We start from the raw sequence: 22,601 nt of genomic DNA, 5'->3' as shown, positions 1-22,601 counted from the left end.
TCATTGCTCCTTGAAAGCACTGTCCACGCGTTCGAGCATTGGCTTGAGCAGGTAACTGAGCAGGTTGCGCTCACCGGTCTTGATGGTGACGGTGGCGGGCATGCCGGGCCGTATGTGGTTGCTGCCCAACAGGCTCATGCCGGCGGGCGAGACGTCCACCTGGGCCAGGTAGAAGGGTTGCTTGCTCTCTTCATCAAGCAGGCGGTCGGCAGAGATGGTCTTCACCCGGCCAGGAATGTTCGGTGTCTGGGCGTGGTTGAAGGCCGGGAAGGCGATGTCCACGGCAAGGCCTGGGACCATCTTGTCGATGGCCTGTACCGGGATCATCGCGTCGACCTGCAACGGCTCGTCCAGCGGGACCACTTCCATCAGCTTGGCGCCGGGCTGGATCACCCCGCCGACCGTGGCGATGCCCAGCGCCTGGACCATGCCGTCGATGGGCGAGCGGATCACCGTGTGGGTCACTTCGTAGTCCAGCGCCCGCAGGCGGTCGGCCAGGGTAGTGTTTTCCTTGGCGGTGTCGGTCAGTTGCGATTCGACCTCTTTCAGGTAATCGTGCTGGCGCTGCAGAATGCGCAGCTTGATCTCGGTGGTCTGGCTGCGCACCCGGGCGATATTGTTGAGGTTCTCGGCCTGGCCGGCGGACAGGTCGGCGTTGCTGCGTTCAAGTTCCAGCAGGCGGTTGCGTGGCACATACCCTTCGGCCGCCAGCACGCGGGTGCCTTGCAGTTCCTGGCCGAGGAAGTTGATCTGCGAGGCGCGGGCGCCATACACCTGCTGCAGGCCCTTGAGCTGCACGGCCGATGCCGCCAGGTTCTCTTCGAGGATGCTGATCTCGCCAGCCAGGCCGGCGCGGCGGGTATCGAGCAAGCGTTGCTGCAAGTCCATGGCGGCCAGCAGGCGCGGGTCAGTGCCGAAACGCGTGAGCAAGGCCGGGTCGAAGTTGACCGTGTCGCGGCTGTCGCGCTCGGCTTCCAGGCGGTTTTCCACGGTCTTGCTGACAATGTACTGGGCGCTGACCGCGCCTTGTTCGGCCACGGCGCGCAGGGCATCGAGGCGCACCAGTTCCTGGCCCTTTTTCACCACGTCGCCTTCGCGCACCAGGATCGCCTCCACGGTGCCGCCACTCAAGTGCTGCACCGCCTTGCGGTTGCTGGTGACCTTGACCGTGCCGGTGGCGACCACGCCGGCATCCAGCGGCGCCAGGCACGACCACAGCAGGAAGCCGCCGAAGCCGGCAACGACCAGCCATACGCCCCAGCGCGCCGGTTTGCCGGCATCCAGGTCGATCAGGTTTTTCGCCTCGGCGGGGATCAACTCGGTAGGTTGGCTCATGTGCATGATCGGTCACTCCCGTACTTTTACCGACGCCAGTGGCGCCGCTGTGCCCGCCGGTATCACGCTGGCTTTACGCAGCGCTGCGAAGACTTCGTCGCGCGTGCCCAGCATCTGCACGCCGCCGTCACGCAGCATCAGCACTTTGTCGACGGCGCACAGCACGTTGGGCCGATGGGAAACCAGTATCACCGTGGCGCCACGCGCCTTGAGTTCAGCCAGGGCATCGACCAGGGCCTTTTCACCGACGTCGTCGAGGTTGGCGTTGGGTTCATCCAGCACCACCAGGTTGGGTTCGCCGTACAACGCACGGGCCAAAGCAATACGCTGCTTCTGGCCACCGGACAGTGGGCTGCCATCGGTACTCAGGCGGGTGTCGTAACCCTGCGGGAAACGCAGGATCATTTCGTGCACACCGGTGCTCTTGGCAGCGCGGATGGCCGCCTCGCTGTCCACCTCGGCAAACCGCGCGATGTTGTCGGCGATGGTGCCTTCGAACAGCTCCACGTCCTGCGGCAGGTAGCCGAGCCAGGGGCCGAGTTCGCTTTTGTTCCAGTTGAAAATGTCGGCGCCGTCCAGGCGCACCTTGCCGGCCTGGGTCGGCCAGACGCCAACCAGCAGGCGGGCGAGGGTGGACTTGCCCGAAGCGGAGGGGCCGATGACGCCCAGGCTTTCGCCCGGCGCCAGGCTGAAACTGACCCCACGCAGAATGGTGGTGTTGGTGCCGGGGGCGCCGGCGAACACATTCTCTACGGCGAGCATGCCCACCGGCCGTTGCAGCGACATGCTCGGTGGCCGGCGTGGGTAGTCCTGTAGCAACTCGTTGAGCCGGTTCCAGGCCGTGCGGCAGCCGAGCAATTGCTTCCAGGAGGCGATCACCTGTTCAACCGGCCCCAGCGCGCGGCCGGTGAGGATCGAACAGGCGATCATCATGCCCGGGGTGATCTTGCCTTCGATTGCCAACAGCGCGCCGGTGCCGAGAATCAGCGATTGCAGGGTAATGCGCACAAAGCGCCCGGTACTGCTGATCAGGGCTGCACGGTCGGAGGCCAGGGTCTGCATCTGCAGGATGCGCAGGTGGCTCTGGTACCAGCGCTTGCTGATCGACGGCAGCATGCCCATGGCCTCGATGACTTCGGCGTTGCGCAGGTTGTTGTTGGCGTAGTTGGCGGAGGACAGTGCCGCGTGGTTAGCCTCGGCCAGCGGTTTGTGCGTGGCCTTTTCGGTGAGGTACGCCAGGCCCGCGAGGATCATCGAGCCGATCATTGTGATCAGCCCGAGCAGCGGGTGGATCAGGTAGCAGACCAGCAGGTAGATCGGTGTCCACGGTGCATCGAAGAAGGCGAACAGGCCATTGCCGGTCAGAAACTGGCGGACCTGCGCGAGGTCTTGCAGGGCCTGGGCCGGATTGCCCCCGGCGCGGTTCAGGTTGCGCTCGAAGGCGGCGCTGAAGATGCGTTGGTTGAGGTCCATGTCCAGGCAATTGCCGACCCGGATCAACACCCGGGTGCGGATCATTTCCAGGGCGGACATCAGCAGGAACAGCCCCACCACCAGCAGGGTCAGCATCGTTAACGTGGTGATATTGCGGCTGACCAGGGCGCGGTCATAGACCTGGAGCATGTACACCGCTGGCGTCAACATCATGACGTTTATTACGCCGCTGAAGCCTGCCAGGGCGTAGAAGCTGCGGCGCAGGCGAAAAAGCGCCTCGGCCAATTCGGAACGGGTGCGCGGCTGCTTGTGCATCTGGGGCCTCCCTCTTCACAAAACCGGAGGCCGTTGCGGCGTCCCGGACAGCTCTAGCTGTGGCTTCTGATCGGCTCGCAGGCGGGTCGCTCTATAGGCGTGTTGTCCGAAAACGCTGCGTTGCTCCCACAAGCAGCAGCGTAGGTTGCAGAGAAATGTCTTGTAATATCATTTTGCTCTATAAATGCATTGAACTTTTCATAAGTCACGTAAAAACAGCGAGTTGCAACGCATTATCATCGAGAGTCATTTTTACGGCGGCTTATTGACAAGGTTTGACTCTACGACTTTAGTCTTGGTTATTCGGGCCCTGAATGGTTACCGGCAAGGCCGTACCTACAGGGATCGCGTTTGACCAGAAGTCATCGCCTGTACATCCCCGGAAAACCGAACCACGCGCTGCGCACGTCAAACGACTGGGCGCGGGAAGGACCCTGTTGCCCCGCTTGTTTCTTCGATACATCGAGGGCAATTGAAATGGCCAATTTCAGCAAGTCGGACCTGGAGTTCATCCTCAAGCAGATCTTCATCGCCGAAGCCCACGCCAAGGGCGCCAACCTCATCGATCTGCTGCCCAACAGCCAGGTGCCGTTCGGCTTGCGCACCGTGGACGGCAGCTTCAACAACCTGGTGACCGGGCAAAGCGAGTTCGGTGCCGCCGACAATGCCTTCCTGCGCCTGCTCGACCCCGCCTACCGTGCGGCCTACGCCGGCACCGGCACGGTGGTCGACAGCCAGCCCCGCACCATCAGCAACCTGATCGTCGACCAGACCGCGAACAACCCCGCAGCGGTCGAGGCCAACGGTGGCGCCGCGCCGGTGATCAGCCCCGGCCTGGATGGCGTGTTCGGCACCGCCGACGACAAGCCTGTGTTCTTCATCCCCAACCAGTCGGCAGATGCGGGCCTGACCGCGGGCTTCAACGCCTGGATGACCTTCTTTGGCCAGTTCTTCGATCATGGCCTGGACCTGGTGACCAAAAGCGCCACCGACATCGTGTTCATCCCGCTGCAGCCCGATGACCCGTTGTTCGTGCCCAACAGCCCGACCAACTTCATGGTGCTGTCACGTGCCGTACGCACGGCCGGCGCCGATGGCGTGGTCGGCACGGCCGACGACAGCCAGCCCAATACCACCTCGCCCTTCGTCGACCAGAGCCAGACCTACAGCTCGCACCCCTCGCACCAGGTGTTCCTGCGCGAGTACATGCTCAACGCCGCCGGCGACCCGATTGCCACCGGGCGCCTGATCACCAACCGTGACCTGGGTGCCGACGGCACATTCGGCACGGCCGATGATGGCAATGGCGAGAGTGGCGGCATGGCCACCTGGGCCGTGGTCAAGGCCCAGGCCCGCGACGTGCTCGGTATCAACCTGACCGACGCCGACGTGCATAACGTGCCGCTGCTGGCGACCGATGCCTATGGCAACTTCCTGCGGGGGCCCAACGGCATGCCGCAGGTGGTGATGCGCATCAGCAACGGCGCCGACGGTATTGCCGGGACTGCCGATGACGTGACCCAGCTGGTCGAAGGCAATCGCGCCGCGCCCATCAGCCTGGCCAACGCCGTGAGCACCGGGCATGCCTTCCTCGACGACATCGCCCACAACGCTGCGCCGGTGGTGGTCGGCGGCGTGCTGCAGGCCGACGCCGACAGCGACGTGGGCAATGCGCAGCCGGTGGGCGCAGGTGGCAACAACCTGACCTATGACAACGAACTGCTCGACGCCCACTACATCGCCGGCGACGGCCGGGTGAACGAGAACATCGGCCTGACCGCCGTGCACCACGTGTTCCACGCCGAGCACAACCGCCTGGTCCAGCAGTCCAAGGACACCATCCTTGCCGCAGGCGACCTGGCCTTCCTCAACGAGTGGCTGGTGGATGACGTTGCCGCGATACCGACCACACCCGGCGCTATCGCGGCCTTGGTGTGGGATGGCGAACGCCTGTTCCAGGCTGCCAAGGTCGGTACCGAGATGCAGTACCAACACCTGGTGTTCGAGGAGTTCGCACGCACCATTCAGCCGCAGATCGACGAATTTCTGGCGCCCAACGGCTATGACACCTCGATCAACCCGGCCATCTTCGCCGAGTTCGCCCACGTGGTGTACCGGTTCGGCCACTCGATGCTGACCGAAACCGTCGACCGCCTGGACCCTGAGTTCAACCCGATCCTCACCGACCCCAACAACCCCGATCAGCAGCTTGGCCTGATCGCCGCCTTCCTCAACCCATTGGCGTTCGCCGGCAGCGGGGCGACTGCGGATGAAGCGGCAGGGGCGATAATTCGTGGCGTGACGCGCCAAGTCGGCAACGAGATCGACGAGTTCGTCACCGAAGCGCTGCGCAACAACCTGCTGGGCCTGCCGCTCGACCTGCCGGCGCTGAACCTGGCACGCGGGCGCGATACCGGCATCCCCACCCTGAACGAGGCCCGCCGTGAGTTCTGGGCCGCGACCGGCGACAGCCAGCTCAAGGCCTACATCAGCTGGGTCGACTTTGCCGACCACCTCAAGCACCCCGCATCGCTGGTCAACTTCATCGCCGCCTACGGTACCCATGCCTCGATCACCGGGGCGACCACAATGGAAGACAAACGCGCCGCCGCCATGGCCCTGGTGTTCGGGGGCGAGGGTGCGCCGGCCGACCGCCTCGACTTCCTCAACGGCACCGGTGCCTGGGCCAACGTGACCCTGGCCGGCAAGGACGGGGTGCTGGGCACTGCAGACGACGTGACCGGGGTGACTGTTACCGGCGTTGACACCATCGACTTCTGGGTCGGTGGCCTGGCTGAGCAGAAGATGCCGTTCGGCGGCATGCTCGGGTCGAGCTTCAACTTCATCTTCGAAACCCAGATGGAGGCGCTGCAGAACGGCGACCGGTTCTACTACCTGTCGCGCATGGCGGGCACCAACTTCGGCACGGAGCTTGAAAACAACTCCTTCGCCAAGCTGATCATGCTCAACTCCGATGTCACCCACCTGTCCAACACCGTGTTCCTGACGCCCACCTTCACCCTCGAAGTGAACCAGGCCAACCAGTTCACCGGGCTGGGTGCCGACGGCAAGGCCGACCCGACTGGCGGCATCATGATCTACGGCGAGGAAATCGTGCCCCTGGTGATCCGCGACAACCCCGATACCGTGGGCGCCGACAGCAACTACCTGCACTACACCGGCCTGGATCATGTGGTGCTGGGGGGGACTGCAGGCAATGACATCATCATTTCCAGCGAAGGTGATGACACGCTCTACGGCGACGGCGGCAATGACCGCCTCGAAGGCGGCGCGGGCAACGATGCGGTGCTGGGCGGCGCGGGCGATGACATCATCACCGATGCGTTTGGCGACAATCGCCTGGAAGGCAACGCCGGTAACGACGTGATCGTCGCCGGCAGCATGGGGGCAGCCGGCAACCTGATACTGGGTGGCGATGGCCAGGACTTCATCATCACCACTGAAGACATCAGCACCACCTTCGGCGGCCAGGGCGACGACTTCATCCTAGGCGCCAAGACCAACCTGCCACCGACCGGCAACGAGGGTGATGATTGGATCGAGATGGGTACCCAGGACGGTGCGCCCGGCGACAACTTGGCGCCCCTGCTGGGTGACGAAGTGATCGGCAACGACATCTTCGTCGGTGGCCCTGGCTTCGACGAAATGATCGGTGAAGGTGGCGATGACATCTTTGTCGGCAGCGATGCCCAGGACAAGATGGAAGGCATGTCTGGCTTCGACTGGGTGACCCACAAGAATGACAAGGTCGGTGTGACTGTCGATCTGAGCCTGGCCGCATTGGCGCAGCCGCATGGTAATGCGCCAAACCAGAACAATGGCGTGTTCAGCCCGGTCGGTGCTTCACCGGCCTCGATTCTCGACCGCTTTGCCGAAGTCGAAGGGTTGTCCGGTTCCAGGTTCGGCGATGTACTCAGGGGTGACGACGTCGATGCGGTCACCATCCTCAATCACGGCGGCACCACAGGCAGTGCGCTGACCAACGTGGCGTTGATCCACGGGCTGGAGCAGTTCCTTGCCGATGCAGGTTTACCCACCACCGGCTTTGCCACCGGCAACATCATCCTGGGCGGCAACGGCAGCGACCTGATCGAGGGCCGTGGAGGCGATGACCTGATCGACGGTGACAAGTGGATCAACGTGCGGATTGCGGTGTACGCCGCCGACGACGTCAACCATACCGGGCCGGAAGTCGCCAGCTTCGACAGCATGGTCGACATGATCCCGTTCATGCTCGACCGCACCTACAACCCCGGCCAGCTCAAGGCCGTGCGGGAAATCCTGCCAGGCAGTTCGACCGGTGGTGCAGCCTTCGATACCGCGGTGTTTTCCGGGCTTCAGGCCGACTACGTGGTCACCCAGAACACCCGCGGCACGGCCGATGTGGCGGACGATGTGTGGACGGTAACCGATACCGTCGGCAATGACGGCACCGACACTCTGCTGCATATTGAGCGCCTGCAATTCTCCGACGGCCAGCGCGTGCTGGTGGCGGGCGTGAACGCCCAGCCGACCGGCAGCCCGAGCATCACTGACAGCAACGCTGGCGCGATTACCGTCGGCGACATGCTGACCGTGAGTATGGCCGGGGTGCTGGATGGCGACAACATTTCGCCGACCAACCCACAAGGGCTGCTCGACAATACGTCGGTGTCCTACTACTGGCAGTTCGAGGCCGAGCCGGGCAGCGGTGTGTTCGAAGACATCATCCTGTTGCCGGCCGGCGACCTGGCGTTCCAGAGCGCCGATGGCACCGCGTTCAAGGTCTCGCCGGACCTGGCCGGGTTGTCGCTGCGGGTCAAGGCGATCTACCAGGATGCCCACGGCACCACCGAAGTGCTGTTCTCGCAGCCCACTGCCGTGGTCGAAGCGGGCGCGCCCGTGGTACCAACTGCACCAACGCCGGTGGTCGATGCCAGCGAAGGGGGAGAGGGCCTGCACATGGTCCGCTCCGACCTGAACTTCATCCTGGCCCAGATCAAGATTGCCGAGGCCGATGCTGCCGGGCAGGATATCCTTTCGCTGATACCTAACATCCGGGCGGCCATGGGTCTGCGGACGGTCGACGGCTCGAACAACAACCTGATGAACCTCAACGGTATCAACAACACCCAGTTCGGTGCTGCCGACAACGTCTTCCCACGGCTGACAGACCCGGTGTTCAACCCGGCCGAAGGTGCGCCGGCCGGCTTCTTCGGCCCCGGCTCGCCGGCCATTCCCGGGTCTTCCTATCAGCAGACCAGCGGAGCGGTATTCGACTCGCAGCCGCGTACCATCAGCAACCTGATCGTCGACCAGACCTCGAACAACCCGGCAGCTTATGCCACGGCCTACGACCCAGGCGCGGACGGTGTGCTCAACTTCGGCACGCCGGGTAACGACGACGTGCTCAAGGATGGCGTACGGGTGGTCGCCAGCCCTGGCATGGATGGCCAGTTCGGTACCACTGACGATCGCGATGTCTACCTGTTCGAAAACACCACGGCGGATGCTGGGCTGTCTGCACCGTTCAATGCCTGGATGACGTTCTTCGGGCAGTTCTTCGACCACGGTCTGGACCTGCTAACCAAGGGGGGATCAGGCACGGTGTTTATTCCATTGCAACCGGATGACCCGCTCTACGTGCCTGGTGGCAACACCAATTTCATGGTGCTGACCCGCGCCACCAACCAGCCAGGGCCAGATGGTCTTCTCGGCACCGCCGACGATATCCGCGAGCACACCAACACCACCACGCCGTTCGTTGACCAGAACCAGACCTACAGCTCGCATCCCTCGCATCAGGTATTCCTGCGCGGCTACCAGATGACCGACCAGGGCCCCGTCGCCACTGGCCGGCTGATCACCAACCGTGACCTCGGTACCGATGGCAAGTTCGGCAGTGCGGACGACAGCGAAATTGGCGGCATGGCGACCTGGAAGGTGGTCAAGGCGCAGGCTAACGACCTGCTCGGCATTCACCTCACCGATGCCGACGTCGGGAATGTTCCGCTGTTGGCCACTGATGCCTATGGCAACTTCGTCAAAGGGCCCAATGGCTACCCGATGGTGGTGATGAAGGGCGCCGATGGGCTGGGCGGCACGGCGGATGACGTGCTGGTCGAAGGCAACCCGCTGGCGCCGATCGACTTGACCAATGCCGTGCGCACGGGCCACGAGTTCCTCGCCGACATCGCCCACAATGCCGTACCGGTGTTCAATGCCGGCGTGCTGGCGCCCGATGGCGATGCCCTGGTGGGCAACGCCGTGCCGGTCAACCCGCAGACAGGCGCCAACCTGGCGTACGACAACGAGCTGCTGGATGCGCATTACATCGCGGGCGATGGCCGGGTCAACGAAAACATCGGCCTGACCGCCGTGCACGCGATCTTCCACGCCGAGCACAACCGGCTGGTGGCGCAAACCATGGACACCGTGCTCGATGCCGGCGACGTGGCCTTCCTCAACGAGTGGCTGCTCAACCCGGTCACCGCACTGCCTGCCAGCCAGGCCGAGATCGATGCGCTGGTGTGGAATGGCGAGCGGTTGTTCCAGGCGGCCAAGTTCGGCACCGAGATGCAGTATCAGCACCTGGTGTTCGAGGAGTTCGCACGCACCATCCAGCCGCGCGTCGACCTGTTCTTCGCCCCGACCCAGGTGTATGACGTCGACCTCGACGCCTCGATCGTCGCCGAGTTCGCGCACACCGTGTACCGCTTCGGCCACTCGATGCTGACCGAGACCGTCGACCGCTTCGACATCGACTTCAACGTGGTCAAGGACCCGGCCAGCGCCAACCCCGAGCAGCAACTCGGCCTGATCGCCGCGTTCCTCAACCCGCTGGCGTACGCCGCCAGTGGGGTCACACCAGAGGACGCGACCAGCGCCATCGTGCGCGGGGTGACGCGCCAGGCGGGTAACGAAATCGACGAGTTCGTCACCGAGGCGCTGCGCAATAACCTGCTGGGCCTGCCGCTCGACCTGCCGGCGATCAACATCGCCCGTGGCCGCGATGTGGGTATTCCTTCGCTCAACGCCGTGCGCCGCGATATCTACGAGCAAACCGGCGATATCCAACTCAAGCCGTACACCAGTTGGGTCGATTTGGTGCAACACCTCAAGCATGCGGAGTCGTTGATCAACTTCATTGCCGCCTACGGCACACACAGCACCATCACCGGTGCTACCACTCTGGTGGACAAGCGCGCGGCGGCCATGGCGCTGGTGTTCGGTGGCGACGGTTCGCCGGCGGACCGCCTGGACTTCCTCAATGGCACCGGAGCCTGGGCCAACGTGACACAGCCCGGCAAGGATGGTGTGCTGGGCACCGCCGATGACCTGAGGGCAGTGACAGTGACCGGGGTCGATGCCATCGACCTGTGGATCGGTGGCCTGGCCGAAGCGAAAGCACCCTTCGGTGGCATGCTCGGCTCGACCTTCAACTTCGTGTTCGAGAACCAGATGGAAAAACTCCAGGACGGCGACCGCTTCTACTACCTGGAGCGCACCTCTGGCCTGTCGATGAATGCCGAGCTGGAAAGCAACTCGTTCGCCAAGCTGATCATGGCCAACACGTCGGCCACCCACTTGCCAGGCCTGGTGTTCTCGGACCCGGCGTTCTACCTCGAAGTGGACCGCAGCAAGCAGTACAACGATGGCCTGGGCAATGCCGACCCGCTGGGCGATAACGGCCAGCAGGTGGTGTTCCGCGACAACCCGCTGACTGCCGGGCCCGACACCAACTACATCCGCTACGCCGGTGAAGAGCACATCGTGCTGGGCGGCAGCAACGGCGATGACATACTCGTCTCTGGCGGTGGCGACGACACGGTCTGGGGCGATGCCGGCAATGATCGCATCGAAGGCGGCAACGGCAACGACCAGCTGCGCGGCGGTGCCGGCGACGACATCATCAGCGACGTGGGCGGCGACGACAATATCCAGGGCGGCGACGGCAACGACGTGCTGCACGGCGGTAATGGCGTCAACCTGATCATCGGTGGTTTTGGCAACGACTTCATCGTCACTGGTGAAGACGCCTCCGAAGCCATTGGCGGCCAGGGCAACGACTTCATCCTGGGCAGCAAGGCCAACGAACAGGACATGGGCAACGAAGGCGACGACTGGATCGAGAAGGGCACCTCGGACGGTGCGCCTGGCGACAACTTCGACCCGCTCGGCAACGACCCGGTGATCGGCAATGATGTGTTCGTCGGCGGCAACGAGAACGACAAGTTCAACGGCGAAGGGGGCGACGACATCATGGTCGGCAGCCTCGGCTTCGGTGACCGCTATATCGGCGGCTCGGGCTACGACTGGGCGACCTTCAAGGGCCTCGCCCAAGGCGTGAGCATCGATTTCACCGACCGCTTCTTCGATGTGCCGCCGGTGCCGGGCTCGGGCGCTTCGGCGCAGGTACGCTTCGACATCATGGAAGGCCTGTCGGGTTCGGCGCACGGTGACTTCCTGCGTGGTGACAATGAGGATGCCGCCTCGCTGCCCACCTCAGGTGCCAACGGCAGCGTGCTGACCAATATCAGCCTGATCAATGGCCTGGCCGACCTGTTGGCTGCCGGTGCGACGTTCTACGACGGCGGCAACATCATCCTTGGCGGCAGCGGCAGCGACCTGCTCGAAGGCCGCGGCGGCGATGACATCCTCGACGGTGACAAGTGGCTCAACGTGCGCATCAGCGTGCGCGCCAACAGTGATGGCACCGGCCCGGAAATTGCCACGTTCGACAGCATGGAGCCGATGGTACCGCTGATGCTCAACGGTACTTACAACCCGGGCCAGCTGGTGATCACCCGGGAGATTGTCAGCGGTACCGACAACTATGACACCGCCTTGTTCTCGGGGGTTGCGACCGACTACAGCGTCGTGGTCGATGGCAATGCGGTCATCGTCACCGACCTGGTGGCGGGGCGTGATGGTGTCGATCGGCTGACCGGCATCGAGCGGCTGCAGTTCTCTGACCGTGCCATTGCCTCTGGCGTCGGCACGGCCGTCAACGCCGACCCATCGGGCCACCTGGCGATCCTTGACGATGCCACGGGCGGGCGTGAGGACACACCGGTTGCCGGCCAGTTGCTGCGTGTCTCTGACCTGGCGGTGCACGATGCCGACAACGTCAGTGCGGCCAACCCGACGGGTGCGGTCAACGGGCCTGTGGCCTACTACTGGCAGGTCGAGCAACTGCCGGGCTCGGGTGTCTATGAGGACATCACCTTCGTCGCCGCAGGCGAAGCATCGCGGGCGATCGGCAGTACCTATCGGGTGACGGATGATGTGGCGGGGTTGAGCATTCGGGTGCGGGCGGTGTATCAGGATGCCAAGGGCACCCTGGAGATCGTCGACTCCGCGCCGAACAGCGCGCCGAGCGCCGGGCCGGCCGTGACCGGGCTGCTGGTGCAGAACCAGACACTGACGGCCGACCCGGCGACCATCGTCGACGCCGACGGCCTGAGCAATCCGCAGTTCAGCTTCCAGTGGCAGTCGAACCGCGGTGTCGGTTGGGTCAACATCGCGGGCGCCATCGGCAGCACCTTCGTCCTGACCCAGGCGCAGGTGGGGCAGAACATGCGGGTGGTGGTCAGCTACGTGGATGACTTCGGCGTGCAAGAAAGCATTGCCTCCGACATCCTCGACCCGGTGGCCAACGCCAATGATGCACCGACCGGTGCGGTCCTGATCAGTGACACTACGCCAGTCCAAGGGCAGACGCTGACGGCCCTAACCGGCAGCATTGCCGACCTGGACGGGCTGGGGGCGTTCAGCTTCCAGTGGCAGCAAGGTACTGGCGGCGTCTTCAGCGACATCATCGGCGCCACTGCGGCCACCTTTACCCCGGGCCTCAACCATGGGAACCAGCAACTGCGGGTGATCGTGCGCTATACCGACGGCTTCGGCACCCTGGAGACACTCACCTCGGCGGCGACTGATGCAGTGCCAGGGTTGACGCTGGTCGGCACCAACGGTAACGACATCCTGATCGGCAGTACGGGCGATGACGTGATCTCCGGCCTGGACGGCGCCGACCTGCTGTTTGGCGGGCTTGGCAACGACATCCTCAACGGTGGGCTTGGCAACGACAGCCTCGACGGCGGGCTTGGCGCGGATACCATGACCGGCGGTGATGGCAACGATACCTATGTGGTGGATAACGCTGGGGATGTGGTGATCGAGGCGGCGGCGGGCGGTACGGATACTGTGCGTACCACGTTAGCCAGCTACAGCCTGGGTGCCAACGTCGAGAACCTGACCTATACCGGGGTGGGCAACTTCATCGGTGGCGGTAACGCGGTGGACAACATCATGGTCGGCGGTGTCGGTAACGACCTGCTCAATGGCGGTACCGGTGCCGACCGCCTGGTGGGTGGTCTCGGCAACGACATCTACGTGGTGGATAACGCCGCAGATGTGGTGATCGAAGCTACAGGGGCAGGTACGGATACCGTACGTACCACCCTGGCCAGCTACGGCATGACCAGCAATCTTGAGAACCTGATTTATACCGGGGTAGGCAACTTCGTCGGTGGCGGTAACGCGCTGGACAACATCATGGTCGGCGGTATTGGCAACGACCTGCTCAATGGTGGTGAAGGTGCCGACCGCCTGGTGGGTGGTCTCGGCAACGACATCTACGTGGTGGATAACGCCGCAGATGTGGTGATCGAAGCTATAGGGGTAGGTACGGATACCGTACGTACCACCCTGGCCAGCTACGGCATGACCAGCAATCTTGAGAACCTGATCTATACCGGGGTAGGCAACTTCGTCGGTGGCGGTAACGCGCTGGACAACATCATGGTCGGCGGTATTGGCAACGACCTGCTCAATGGCGGTGCGGGTGCCGACCGCCTGGTGGGTGGTCTCGGCAACGATAACTACGTGGTGGATAATGCCGGGGATGTGGTGATCGAAGCCACGGGGGCCGGTACGGATACCGTGCGTACCACGCTAGCCAGCTACAGCATGAGCAGCAATGTCGAGAACCTGATCTATACCGGGGTGGGCAACTTCACTGCTAGCGGTAACGCGCTCGACAACATCATCAGCGCAGGCGCTGGCAGCGACTTGCTCAATGGCGGTGCAGGTGCTGATCGCCTGGTGGGTGGCCTTGGCAACGATACCTACGTGGTGGATAACACCGGGGATCTGGTAATCGAGGCCGCGGGGGCCGGTACCGATAGCGTGCGTACCACGCTAGACAGTTACACCCTGGGTGCCAACGTCGAAAACCTGACCTATATCGGAGTGGGCAACTTCGTCGGTAGCGGTAACACGCTGGCCAACACCATCAACGGGGGCACTGGCAACGACAGCCTCGATGGTGGCCTGGGCAATGACATCCTGAGTGGTGGGGCGGGTAACGACACGCTGTTCGGTGATGATGGCAACGACATCTTGTCAGGTGGTAGCGGCAGTGACTTCATCAACGGCGCGATTGGCGATGATACGGTCAACGGCGGCGCGGGTGATGACACGATGATCGCCAGCGATGGCAACGATACCTTCCAGTTCGGTGCGGGGTCTGGAGCCGACCTGATCATCAACTTCGATGCCAACCTGGTGGGAGGTCAGGACTTGCTGGATATCTCCGCGTTCAACATCACTGCGGCGACCTTCGCGGGCAACGTCACCATCGCCGATGTCGGTGCCGATACGCTGGTCAGCATTGGCGCTACCGACTCGATTCGCCTGGTAGGGGTTGCCGATGCCACGACTGTGACGGCAGCGGACTTCGTGCTGGCGGGGTGAGTCGCAAAGGTGAGGGCAAGGGATGCCCTCCAGGCTTGACATTGGGGCTGCTTCGCAGCCCATCGCGACGCAAGGCCGCTCCTACAAGAAATCGTATATTCCTGTAGGAGCGGCCTTGCGTCGCGATGGGCCGCAAAGCGGCCCCAACTCACTCCCGATCTAACGCGGCATGCAGTCTCAGCTCTTCATCGATGAACGCCGCAATCATCGCCCGGTACACCCGTTCCACCACCTCGGGCGATGCCCCGGTATCGCCGGCAATGGCACGCACTTTGGCGATTACCTGCTCGACCCGCGCCGGTGCGCGCACATCGTCGCGGGTCTTCTTGAAAGTCGCCGCCTGGGCGACCAATTGGCCACGTTGTGCAAGCAGTGCGACCAGGTTCTGGTCGATGTGATCGATGCGCGAGCGAACGTCCTCGATCGAGGTGCAGCGTACGTCCATGTGGGGGGGCTCCTTGAGGGTGTCGCAGCACAGTACCACAGGCACTCTGCGTCGCGCGGGCAGCGCTCGATTTCAACTCCCCAACTGCATCAAGGCGAGCACCTCTGCGCCCTCAGCCACACGCCAGGCGATCCACAAGCTTTCCCAGTACGCTAAGATGGCCGCCCACGTCTCTGGAAACTGCCTGGATGAGCAAGCCCGGTCAATTGGTGCTGGTTACGCTACGCAAGATGATCGCCTCCGGCGAGCTGGCCGCCGGCGAGCGTCTGATGGAAATCCCCACCGCCGAACGCTTCGGTGTTTCGCGCATGCCGGTGCGCATGGCATTCCGCACCCTTGAGCAGGAAGGCTTGCTGGTGCGCTTTGGCGGGCGTGGGTTTCAGGTGCGTTCGGTCAGCGCAGACGACATCGCCGGCGCAGTCGAGGTTCGCGGTGTGCTCGAAGGCCTGGCCGCCCGCCAGGCGGCAGAGCGTGGCCTGTCGCCCGAAGCACAAGAGGCGCTGCAGCGCTGCCTGGTCGAAGGCGACCAGCTGTTCGGCAAAGGCTTCGTCACCGAAGAGGACCTGCAGGCCTATCATGACCTCAACATGCGCTTCCACCAGGTGATTGTCGAAGCCAGCCACAACCCGGCGATCGCCGATGCCCTGGCGCGCAATGACCACCTGCCGTTCGCCTCGGTCACCGCCCTGGCAGTGGACCGCCATGACCTGGCGCGTGAATACCGGCGCTTCAACTACGCGCACATGCAGCACCATTCGGTGTTCGATGCCCTGGTCAGCAGGCAGGGTGCCCGCGCCGAAGCCATCATGCGCGAGCACGCCAATGCCACTTTGCGTTATGCCGAGACCTTCGGCGCGGCAACGGCAGACGCGCGCATGAAGGTCATCCTGCCCTCGACGTGAGGCCCCTCAGAGGTCAAGCACCAGCAGCGGGGTTTTCGACCGCGAGCAGCAGGGCGTGAACTGATCGTTCAGGGCCTGCTCCTGCTCCGTGAGGAACAGGTCGCGATGCTCGGGCGTGCCGGACAGGACGCGTGTCAGGCAGGTGCCACAGATGCCTTGCTCGCACGACATGGCAATCGCGATGCCGTGCTGTTCAAGCACGTGCACCACGCTCTGGTCGGCGGGCACCTCGAACACCTGGCCGGTGCTGTTCAGCTGGACCGAGAAGCTGCCATCGCCCTGGGTATCGACCGGCGCGGCGGCAAAGTACTCGCGGTGCAGGCACGCCTCCTGCCAGCCCTGCGCCTTGGCGCTTTCCAGCACGTGCTGCATGAACCCGCCCGGGCCGCACACATACAGGTGCACATCGGCTTGCGGGTTGGCCAACACCTGGGCGATGTCCAGCGCGGTCTCGGGTTGTTCGTCGAAATGCACGAACAGGCGATCGGCAAAGGCGGCGCCGCGCATACGCTCGACGAAGGCTGCGCGATCGCTGGAGCGGGCGCAGTAATGCAGTTCGAAATCCGCGCCGCTGGCGGCCAGCTGCTCAGCCATGCACAGGATCGGGGTGATGCCGATACCGCCTGCGAACAACAGGCTGCGGCGGGCGCCCTGGGCCAGTGGGAACAGGTTGCGCGGTGCGCTGATACGCAGGCGGGCGCCGTTGTGGATCTGCTCGTGCAAGCTGCGCGAACCGCCGCGTGAGGCGGGGTCTTTGAGCACGCCGATCAGGTAGCGGTGGCGTTCTTCGGGGTGGTTGCACAGCGAGTACTGGCGAACTTGCCCTTCGGGCAGGTGCACATCAATGTGTGCCCCGGCGCTGAAGGGCGGCAGCAGGCTGCCATCGACGGCGGCCAGTTCGAAGCTGCAGATGTCTTGTGCTTCGTCGTTTCGGGAAACCACTACGGCATCGATCATGTCCGTTCCTCGTCAGGCTGGGCTTGCGCTGGTCGCGATCAGTTCGGCTTGGGGCCTGCGCTCGTTGGCGATCAGGCGCTCGAGGATTTTGCGCGACTGCACGCCACCGGCATCGATGTTGAGCTTGAGCAGGTTGCGCTGGGGGTAGGCGAGCAGGTTCTGCTGCTGGCGTTCGAGCATTTCCAGGTCTTCACTGAAGATCTTGCCCTGGCCCTCGCGGATGTTTGCGGTCAGCGCTTGGTCCTGCGCAGCGAAGTTGCGGGCCATGCCCCAGAAGTACCAGATCGAGGTGTCGGTTTCGGGGGTGATGAAGTCGACCACGATGCTGGATGCCTTGTGCTGCGCGTCGGCGTGATAGCCACCTTTGCCCGCGTGGGCCACGCCGACTTCGATCAGCACATGGCTGGGCGGGGTAAAGCGGCAGATCTGCCAGCGGTCCACCGGTACATCGTCGGCCAGGCCGTTGCCGCGCAGGGCCATGCGCCAGAACGGCGGTGCCATGATGTTTTCCATGTGCCGTGCAGTCACCACTTCATCACCGGTGACGGTGGTCACGGGCGGTGCTTCATCGATTTCCTTCTGGCCGATGCTGGAGGCGTGCACGTAGGTTTCATGGGTCAGGTCCATGAGGTTGTCGATCATCAGACGGTAGTCGCAGCCGATGTGGAACAGCCCGCCGCCATAGGCCCAGTCATCGTTTACCGCCCATTCCAGATGGGGGATCAGGCTTGGGTCCGCCTGTGCCTGGTCGCCCGGCCAGACCCAGATGAAGCCATAGCGCTCGACCACGGCGAAAGTCTTGTTGCAGGGGAAGCCCCTGACCCGTTGGCCTGGCATCTCGACAGTCTTGCCGTCGCAGCCCATTACCAGGCCGTGATAGCCACACACCAGGTTGCCGTTTTCGACATAGCCCAACGACAGGGGCGCGCCGCGGTGCGGGCAAAAGTCTTCCACCGCCGCCACCCGGTGCTCGTGGCCTCTGTAGAACACGATCTTTTCCCCGCAGATTTGCCGGCCCAACGGCTTGTCGGCGATTTCGTCAGGGGTGCAGGCGACATACCAAGTGTTTCTCGGGTACATGGGGCTCTCCGGAGTAGCGATTGTTTTTATTTAATGGATCCATTAAATAGGGCGCCTGATGGTTTGGTCAAATTAATAAGCCTGTAATTCGCCGATTTATGGGCGATTATCGAACCCTGATGGGCTTGGCTTGTTTTTTATGGATCCATTAAATCGTTGCCTGGCGGTTGTAGTGCCTGGCTGTGCTATTCCTAAGGGGGCACTCAGCCACCGCTTGCGAGGTGGCGCCACGAGGAACACTCCCGATGCTGGTGGTCGAGCAACTGCACAAGTCGTTCATCACGCCCCAAGGTCCGCTGCCGGTGCTGCAGGGCATCGACCTGTGCCTGGCGCGCGGCAGCAGCCTGGCGCTGATGGGCGAGTCCGGCAGTGGCAAGAGTACGTTGTTGCACCTGATTGCCGGGCTGGACCGTGCCGACAGTGGGCACATCCTGATTGACGGTGAACCGCTCGATAGTCGCTCGGAATCGTCCCTGGCGCGCTGGCGACGCGAAGGTATCGGCCTGGTGTTTCAGCAGTACAACCTGATCAGCAGCCTGGATGTGGGGGCGAACCTTGCTTTTCAAGCACGGCTTGCCGGCCGGCATGATCGGCCTTGGCTGGCGTACCTGGCTGCGCGTCTGGGCCTGGCCGAGCTGTTGACGCGTTACCCCGAGCAGTTGTCCGGCGGCCAGCAGCAGCGGGTTGCCATCGGCCGCGCCCTGGCGGCTCGCCCCGCATGGGTGTTGGCCGACGAGCCCACCGGCAGCCTGGACGAAGCCAGCAGCGACGAGGTGCTGGGCCTGTTCCTGCAACTGGTGGCCGAGGCCGGCAGCAGTGTCTTGATGGTGACCCACAGCCAGCGCCTGGCAGCGCGGTTGGCGCATTGCTGCTACTTGCAAGCTGGCCGTGTGCGCGACGAGCACGGCCCATGAACCCGCTGATGCTCACCTTGCGGGCGCTGTTGAGCCATTGGCAGCGTCATCGGGTGCAGTGCTTCAGCATTTTTACCGGCTTGTGGCTGGCCACTGCGCTATGGACCGGTGTCCAGGCGCTCAACACTCAGGCGCGCAGCGACTATGCGCGCGCCAGTGCGGTGTTGGCGGGGCCGCTGCAAGCGCAGTTGGTGCCGCGTGAGGGGGAGCGGTTCGATCAGGCGCTGTACCTGCAATTGCGCCAGCTGGGCTGGCCGGTTGCCCCGGTGCTGGAAGGGCGGTTGCGGTTTGCCGGGGAGCAGCCGGTGAGTGTTCGGCTGCTGGGCATCGAGCCGCTGAGCCTGCCATCGACCACCGCCGTTGCCGGTGTGCGGGCGGCAGACTTCGATCTGCAGGCCTTTATTGGTACGCCCGGGCAAGCCTGGGTAGGGCAGGATACGTTGCGCCAGTTGGGCAAGGTCGTTACCGACCAGGCCGTGAACAGTGAGGGGCAGGTGCTGCCGCCTTTTGTGCTCAAGCCGGAGCTGGCGCCAGGCGTGATCGTGGTCGACATCGGCCATGCCCAAGCCTTGCTGCAGGCGCCTGGGCGGCTGTCGCGGCTGTTGCTGACGGGGCCTGTCGAGCCACTGCCTGCAGATATTGCCGCGCAGCTTGAAATGCACCCCCCCAGTGACGACGGTGGCTTGCAGCGGCTGACCGAAAGCTTTCACCTGAACCTGACGGCCCTCGGCCTGTTGGCGTTCGTGGTCGGGCTGTTTATCGCGCATGCCGCCATTGGCCTGGCACTGGAGCAACGCCGCAAGCTGATCAGAAGCCTGCGTGCCTGTGGCGTCAGCTTGCACAGCCTGTTGTTTGGGTTGGCCTTGGAGCTGGGGCTGTTCGCCGTGTTGGGCGGTCTGGCCGGGGTGGCCAGCGGCTATGGGCTGGCGGCGCTGCTGCTGCCGGACTTCGCAGCCAGCTTGCGTGGCCTGTATGGCGCTCAAGTTGGCGCAGCGTTGCACCTGCCGGCGTGGTGGTGGTTGGCGGGGGTGCTGGTGAGTGTGCTGGGGGCGCTGCTGGCCGGGGTCGGCAGTGTGCTGCAGGCCGCCCGCCTGCCTTTGCTGGCGATTGCGCAACCCCAGGCCTGGCGGCTGGCACAAGGCCGTTGGTTGAGGCGCCAGCGCTGGCTGGCGGTATTTTTGCTGCTGGTGATGCTGGGCGGTTGGCAACTGGGCCAGGGCCTGGTCAGTGCATTTGTCACGGTGGCGGCACTGCTGCTGGCTTCGGCACTGGTGTTGCCAGCCTTGCTCGACGGTGTATTGGCCTGGGCCGCGCGCGGGCGCCGTCGGCCCCTGTCGCAGTGGTTCATCGCCGATAGCCGCCAACAGTTGCCTGCGTTGAGCCTGGCGTTGATGGCCTTGCTGCTTGCGCTGGCCGCCAGTGTTGGCGTGGGCAGCATGACCGAGGGCTTTCGCAAGACCTTTGTTGGCTGGCTTGACCTGCGCTTGGCCGCCGATCTCTACGTGACGCCCCGGGATACTGCGCAAGGTGAGCAGGTGTACCAATGGCTCCAGCAGCAACCTGCGGCCAAGGTGGTACTGCCAGGCTGGCGTGTGGAAACCCGCCTGCAGGGTTGGCCGGTGCAGGTGCAGGGGGTTGTCGACCACCCGGCCTACCGCAGCCGCTGGCCCTTGCTGGAGCAGCACGCGCAGGCCTGGCAGCAATTGGCGCAGGGCAAGGGAGTAATGCTCAGCGAGCAGTTGGCCCGCCGCCTCGGCCTGGGCGTGGGCGATACCCTGGCACTGGCAACCGATGGCGCGCCGCCCATGACGGTGGTGGGGGTGTATGCCGATTACGGCAACCCCAAGGGGCATGTGCTGGTCAATGCCGACTGGCTGCGCAAGCATTGGCCGCAGGCAACGCTGACCGGCCTGAGCCTGGATAGCGCCCCCGCGAACGTGCCGGCCCTCAAGGCCGCGCTGCAGCAGCGTTTTGCCCTGGACGACAGCCGCGTGGTCGAGCAGTCGCGCTTGAAGGGTTGGTCGACTGACGTGTTCAACCGCACCTTCGCCGCCACCGCTGCCCTCAACAGCCTCACGCTGGGTGTTGCTGGCGTGGCCATGTTCATCAACCTGCTGACCCTGGGCCAGAGCCGCTTGGGCCAGCTGGCGCCGCTTTGGGCACTGGGGGTGGGCCGCAGGCAATTGGTCTGGCTGAGCTTGGGCCAGACGCTGATGCTGAGCTGCCTCACCGTGCTGCTGGCGATCCCGGTAGGGGTTTTGCTGGCGTGGTGCCTGGTGGCGGTGGTGAACGTGCAGGCGTTCGGCTGGCGATTGCCGTTGTATGTCTTCCCTGCGCAATTGATGCAACTGGCCGTGCTGGGCATCCTGACCAGCCTGCTGGCCAGCGCCTGGCCGTTGTGGCAACTGGCGCGGCGCCAGCCAAGCGATTTGTTGAGGCAGTTTGCCGATGAAACGTAGCGCGTCTGTGCTGTTGTGCCTGCTGCTGTGCGGGTGTGATGAGCCTGCGCCCGAGAGCTTTGCCGGGCTGGGGCAGCAGGTTAGCGGGTTCAGCCAGGTGACGCGTGATCACCCCTTGGTGTTCCCGCGTGATCACGGGGCCCACGATGGTTTTCGCATCGAGTGGTGGTACGTCACCGCGAACCTCAAGGATAGCCAGGGCCGTGACTGGGGGGCGCAGTGGACGCTGTTCCGTTCGGCGCTGCGCCCAGGGGCCGAGACCCGCGACTGGAACAGCCCAAACCTGTGGATGGGGCACGCGGCCCTGACCGGGCCAGGCGGGCATCGTTCTGGCGAGACCTTGGCGCGCGGCGGTGTCGGCCAGGCAGGCGTGGTGGCAGAGCCGTTCCGGGCCTGGATCAATGACTGGTCATTGCAGGGGCGTGAGGGTATCGCGGGGTTGCAGATGAAGGCAGTTGGTGAAGGCTTTCGCTACGACCTGAGCCTGCGCAGTGACAGGCCGCTGGTGTTGCACGGCAGCCAGGGCTACAGCGAAAAGTCGGGCAAGGGGCAAGCTTCGTATTACTACAGTCAGCCGTTTTATCGGGTCAGCGGTGAGGTAGAGCGTGATGGGCAGTGCATTGCGGTGACCGGCCAGGCCTGGCTTGACCGGGAATGGAGCAGCCAGCCGCTGGCTGCCGGGCAGACGGGGTGGGACTGGTTTTCACTGCACCTGGACAGTGGTGCGAAGCTGATGCTGTTCCAGGTGCGCGACACCGGGGGGTTGCCGTACCGGGCGGGGACGTGGGTCAGCCCGCAGGGGGAGGTGGTGGCGCTGCGGGGGGATCAGATTCAGTTGGAGGCGTTGGCCTGGAATCGGCAGGAAGACGGTAGGGCGGTACCGACGCGTTGGCGGGTGCGGGTGGTGGAGTATGGGGTTGATGTGCGGGCTGATGCCGTGGAACCGCGTGCCTGGATGCGGACACGGTTTGCATATTGGGAAGGGCCGGTGCGCTTGCAG

10 protein-coding genes are annotated in these 22,601 nt (G+C 64.0%); 5 read left to right on the top strand and 5 right to left on the bottom strand.

Translation table 11 applies throughout. The features are described from left to right. Complete coding sequence (locus HU766_RS24505) at positions 1 to 1,341, bottom strand: HlyD family type I secretion periplasmic adaptor subunit (protein WP_186661328.1); 1,341 nt, start codon at positions 1,339 to 1,341, stop codon at positions 1 to 3. Positions 1,342 to 1,347: 6 nt separating this feature from the next. Further along, complete coding sequence (locus HU766_RS24500; RefSeq protein WP_186661326.1) at positions 1,348 to 3,084, bottom strand: type I secretion system permease/ATPase; 1,737 nt, start codon at positions 3,082 to 3,084, stop codon at positions 1,348 to 1,350. Between the two features lie 477 nt (positions 3,085 to 3,561). Between HU766_RS24500 and HU766_RS24495 the strand changes: the two genes are divergently transcribed. Further along, the gene (locus tag HU766_RS24495; protein WP_186661323.1) at positions 3,562 to 14,844 is read left to right on the top strand and encodes a peroxidase family protein; all 11,283 of its coding nucleotides are present in this window, start codon (positions 3,562 to 3,564) and stop codon (positions 14,842 to 14,844) included. A gap of 148 nt (positions 14,845 to 14,992) precedes the next feature. Here the strand turns inward: HU766_RS24495 and HU766_RS24490 are convergent, their stop codons facing one another. Beyond that, positions 14,993 to 15,289, bottom strand: coding sequence for a chorismate mutase (locus HU766_RS24490; RefSeq protein WP_186661321.1), 297 nt, complete (start codon positions 15,287 to 15,289; stop codon positions 14,993 to 14,995). Between the two features lie 188 nt (positions 15,290 to 15,477). Here HU766_RS24490 and HU766_RS24485 point away from each other — a divergent pair, with 188 nt between their 5' ends. Continuing rightward, entirely contained in the window at positions 15,478 to 16,191 is a 714-nt protein-coding gene (locus HU766_RS24485; protein WP_186661318.1) for a GntR family transcriptional regulator, read from the top strand. A gap of 6 nt (positions 16,192 to 16,197) precedes the next feature. Here the strand turns inward: HU766_RS24485 and HU766_RS24480 are convergent, their stop codons facing one another. Together HU766_RS24480 and HU766_RS24475 are read right to left on the bottom strand one after the other, a co-directional pair. Further along, entirely contained in the window at positions 16,198 to 17,148 is a 951-nt protein-coding gene (locus HU766_RS24480; RefSeq protein ID WP_186661316.1) for a PDR/VanB family oxidoreductase, read from the bottom strand. 12 nt (positions 17,149 to 17,160) lie between these two features. After that, on the bottom strand, positions 17,161 to 18,228 hold the full coding sequence (locus HU766_RS24475; RefSeq protein ID WP_186661314.1) for an aromatic ring-hydroxylating dioxygenase subunit alpha: 1,068 nt from the start codon (positions 18,226 to 18,228) through the stop codon (positions 17,161 to 17,163). Between the two features lie 245 nt (positions 18,229 to 18,473). Between HU766_RS24475 and HU766_RS24470 the strand changes: the two genes are divergently transcribed. From HU766_RS24470 to HU766_RS24460, 3 genes are all read left to right on the top strand, one after another. Further along, complete coding sequence (locus tag HU766_RS24470; RefSeq protein WP_186661312.1) at positions 18,474 to 19,142, top strand: ABC transporter ATP-binding protein; 669 nt, start codon at positions 18,474 to 18,476, stop codon at positions 19,140 to 19,142. Continuing rightward, the gene (locus tag HU766_RS24465) at positions 19,139 to 21,601 is read left to right on the top strand and encodes an ABC transporter permease (RefSeq protein WP_186661310.1); all 2,463 of its coding nucleotides are present in this window, start codon (positions 19,139 to 19,141) and stop codon (positions 21,599 to 21,601) included. The genes HU766_RS24470 and HU766_RS24465 overlap by 4 nt, the downstream gene beginning before the upstream one ends. Next, positions 21,591 to 22,601 (top strand): lipocalin-like domain-containing protein (locus tag HU766_RS24460; protein WP_186661308.1); only part of this gene is annotated, 1,011 nt, incomplete at its 3' end. The genes HU766_RS24465 and HU766_RS24460, both read left to right, overlap by 11 nt.

Origin of the sequence: Pseudomonas sp. SWRI77 (assembly GCF_014269105.1) — a bacterium.
GTDB lineage: Bacteria > Pseudomonadota > Gammaproteobacteria > Pseudomonadales > Pseudomonadaceae > Aquipseudomonas > Aquipseudomonas capeferrum.
The sequence above is the reverse complement of the archived record's forward strand: the minus strand, read 5'-3'. Positions and strand labels throughout refer to the sequence as shown.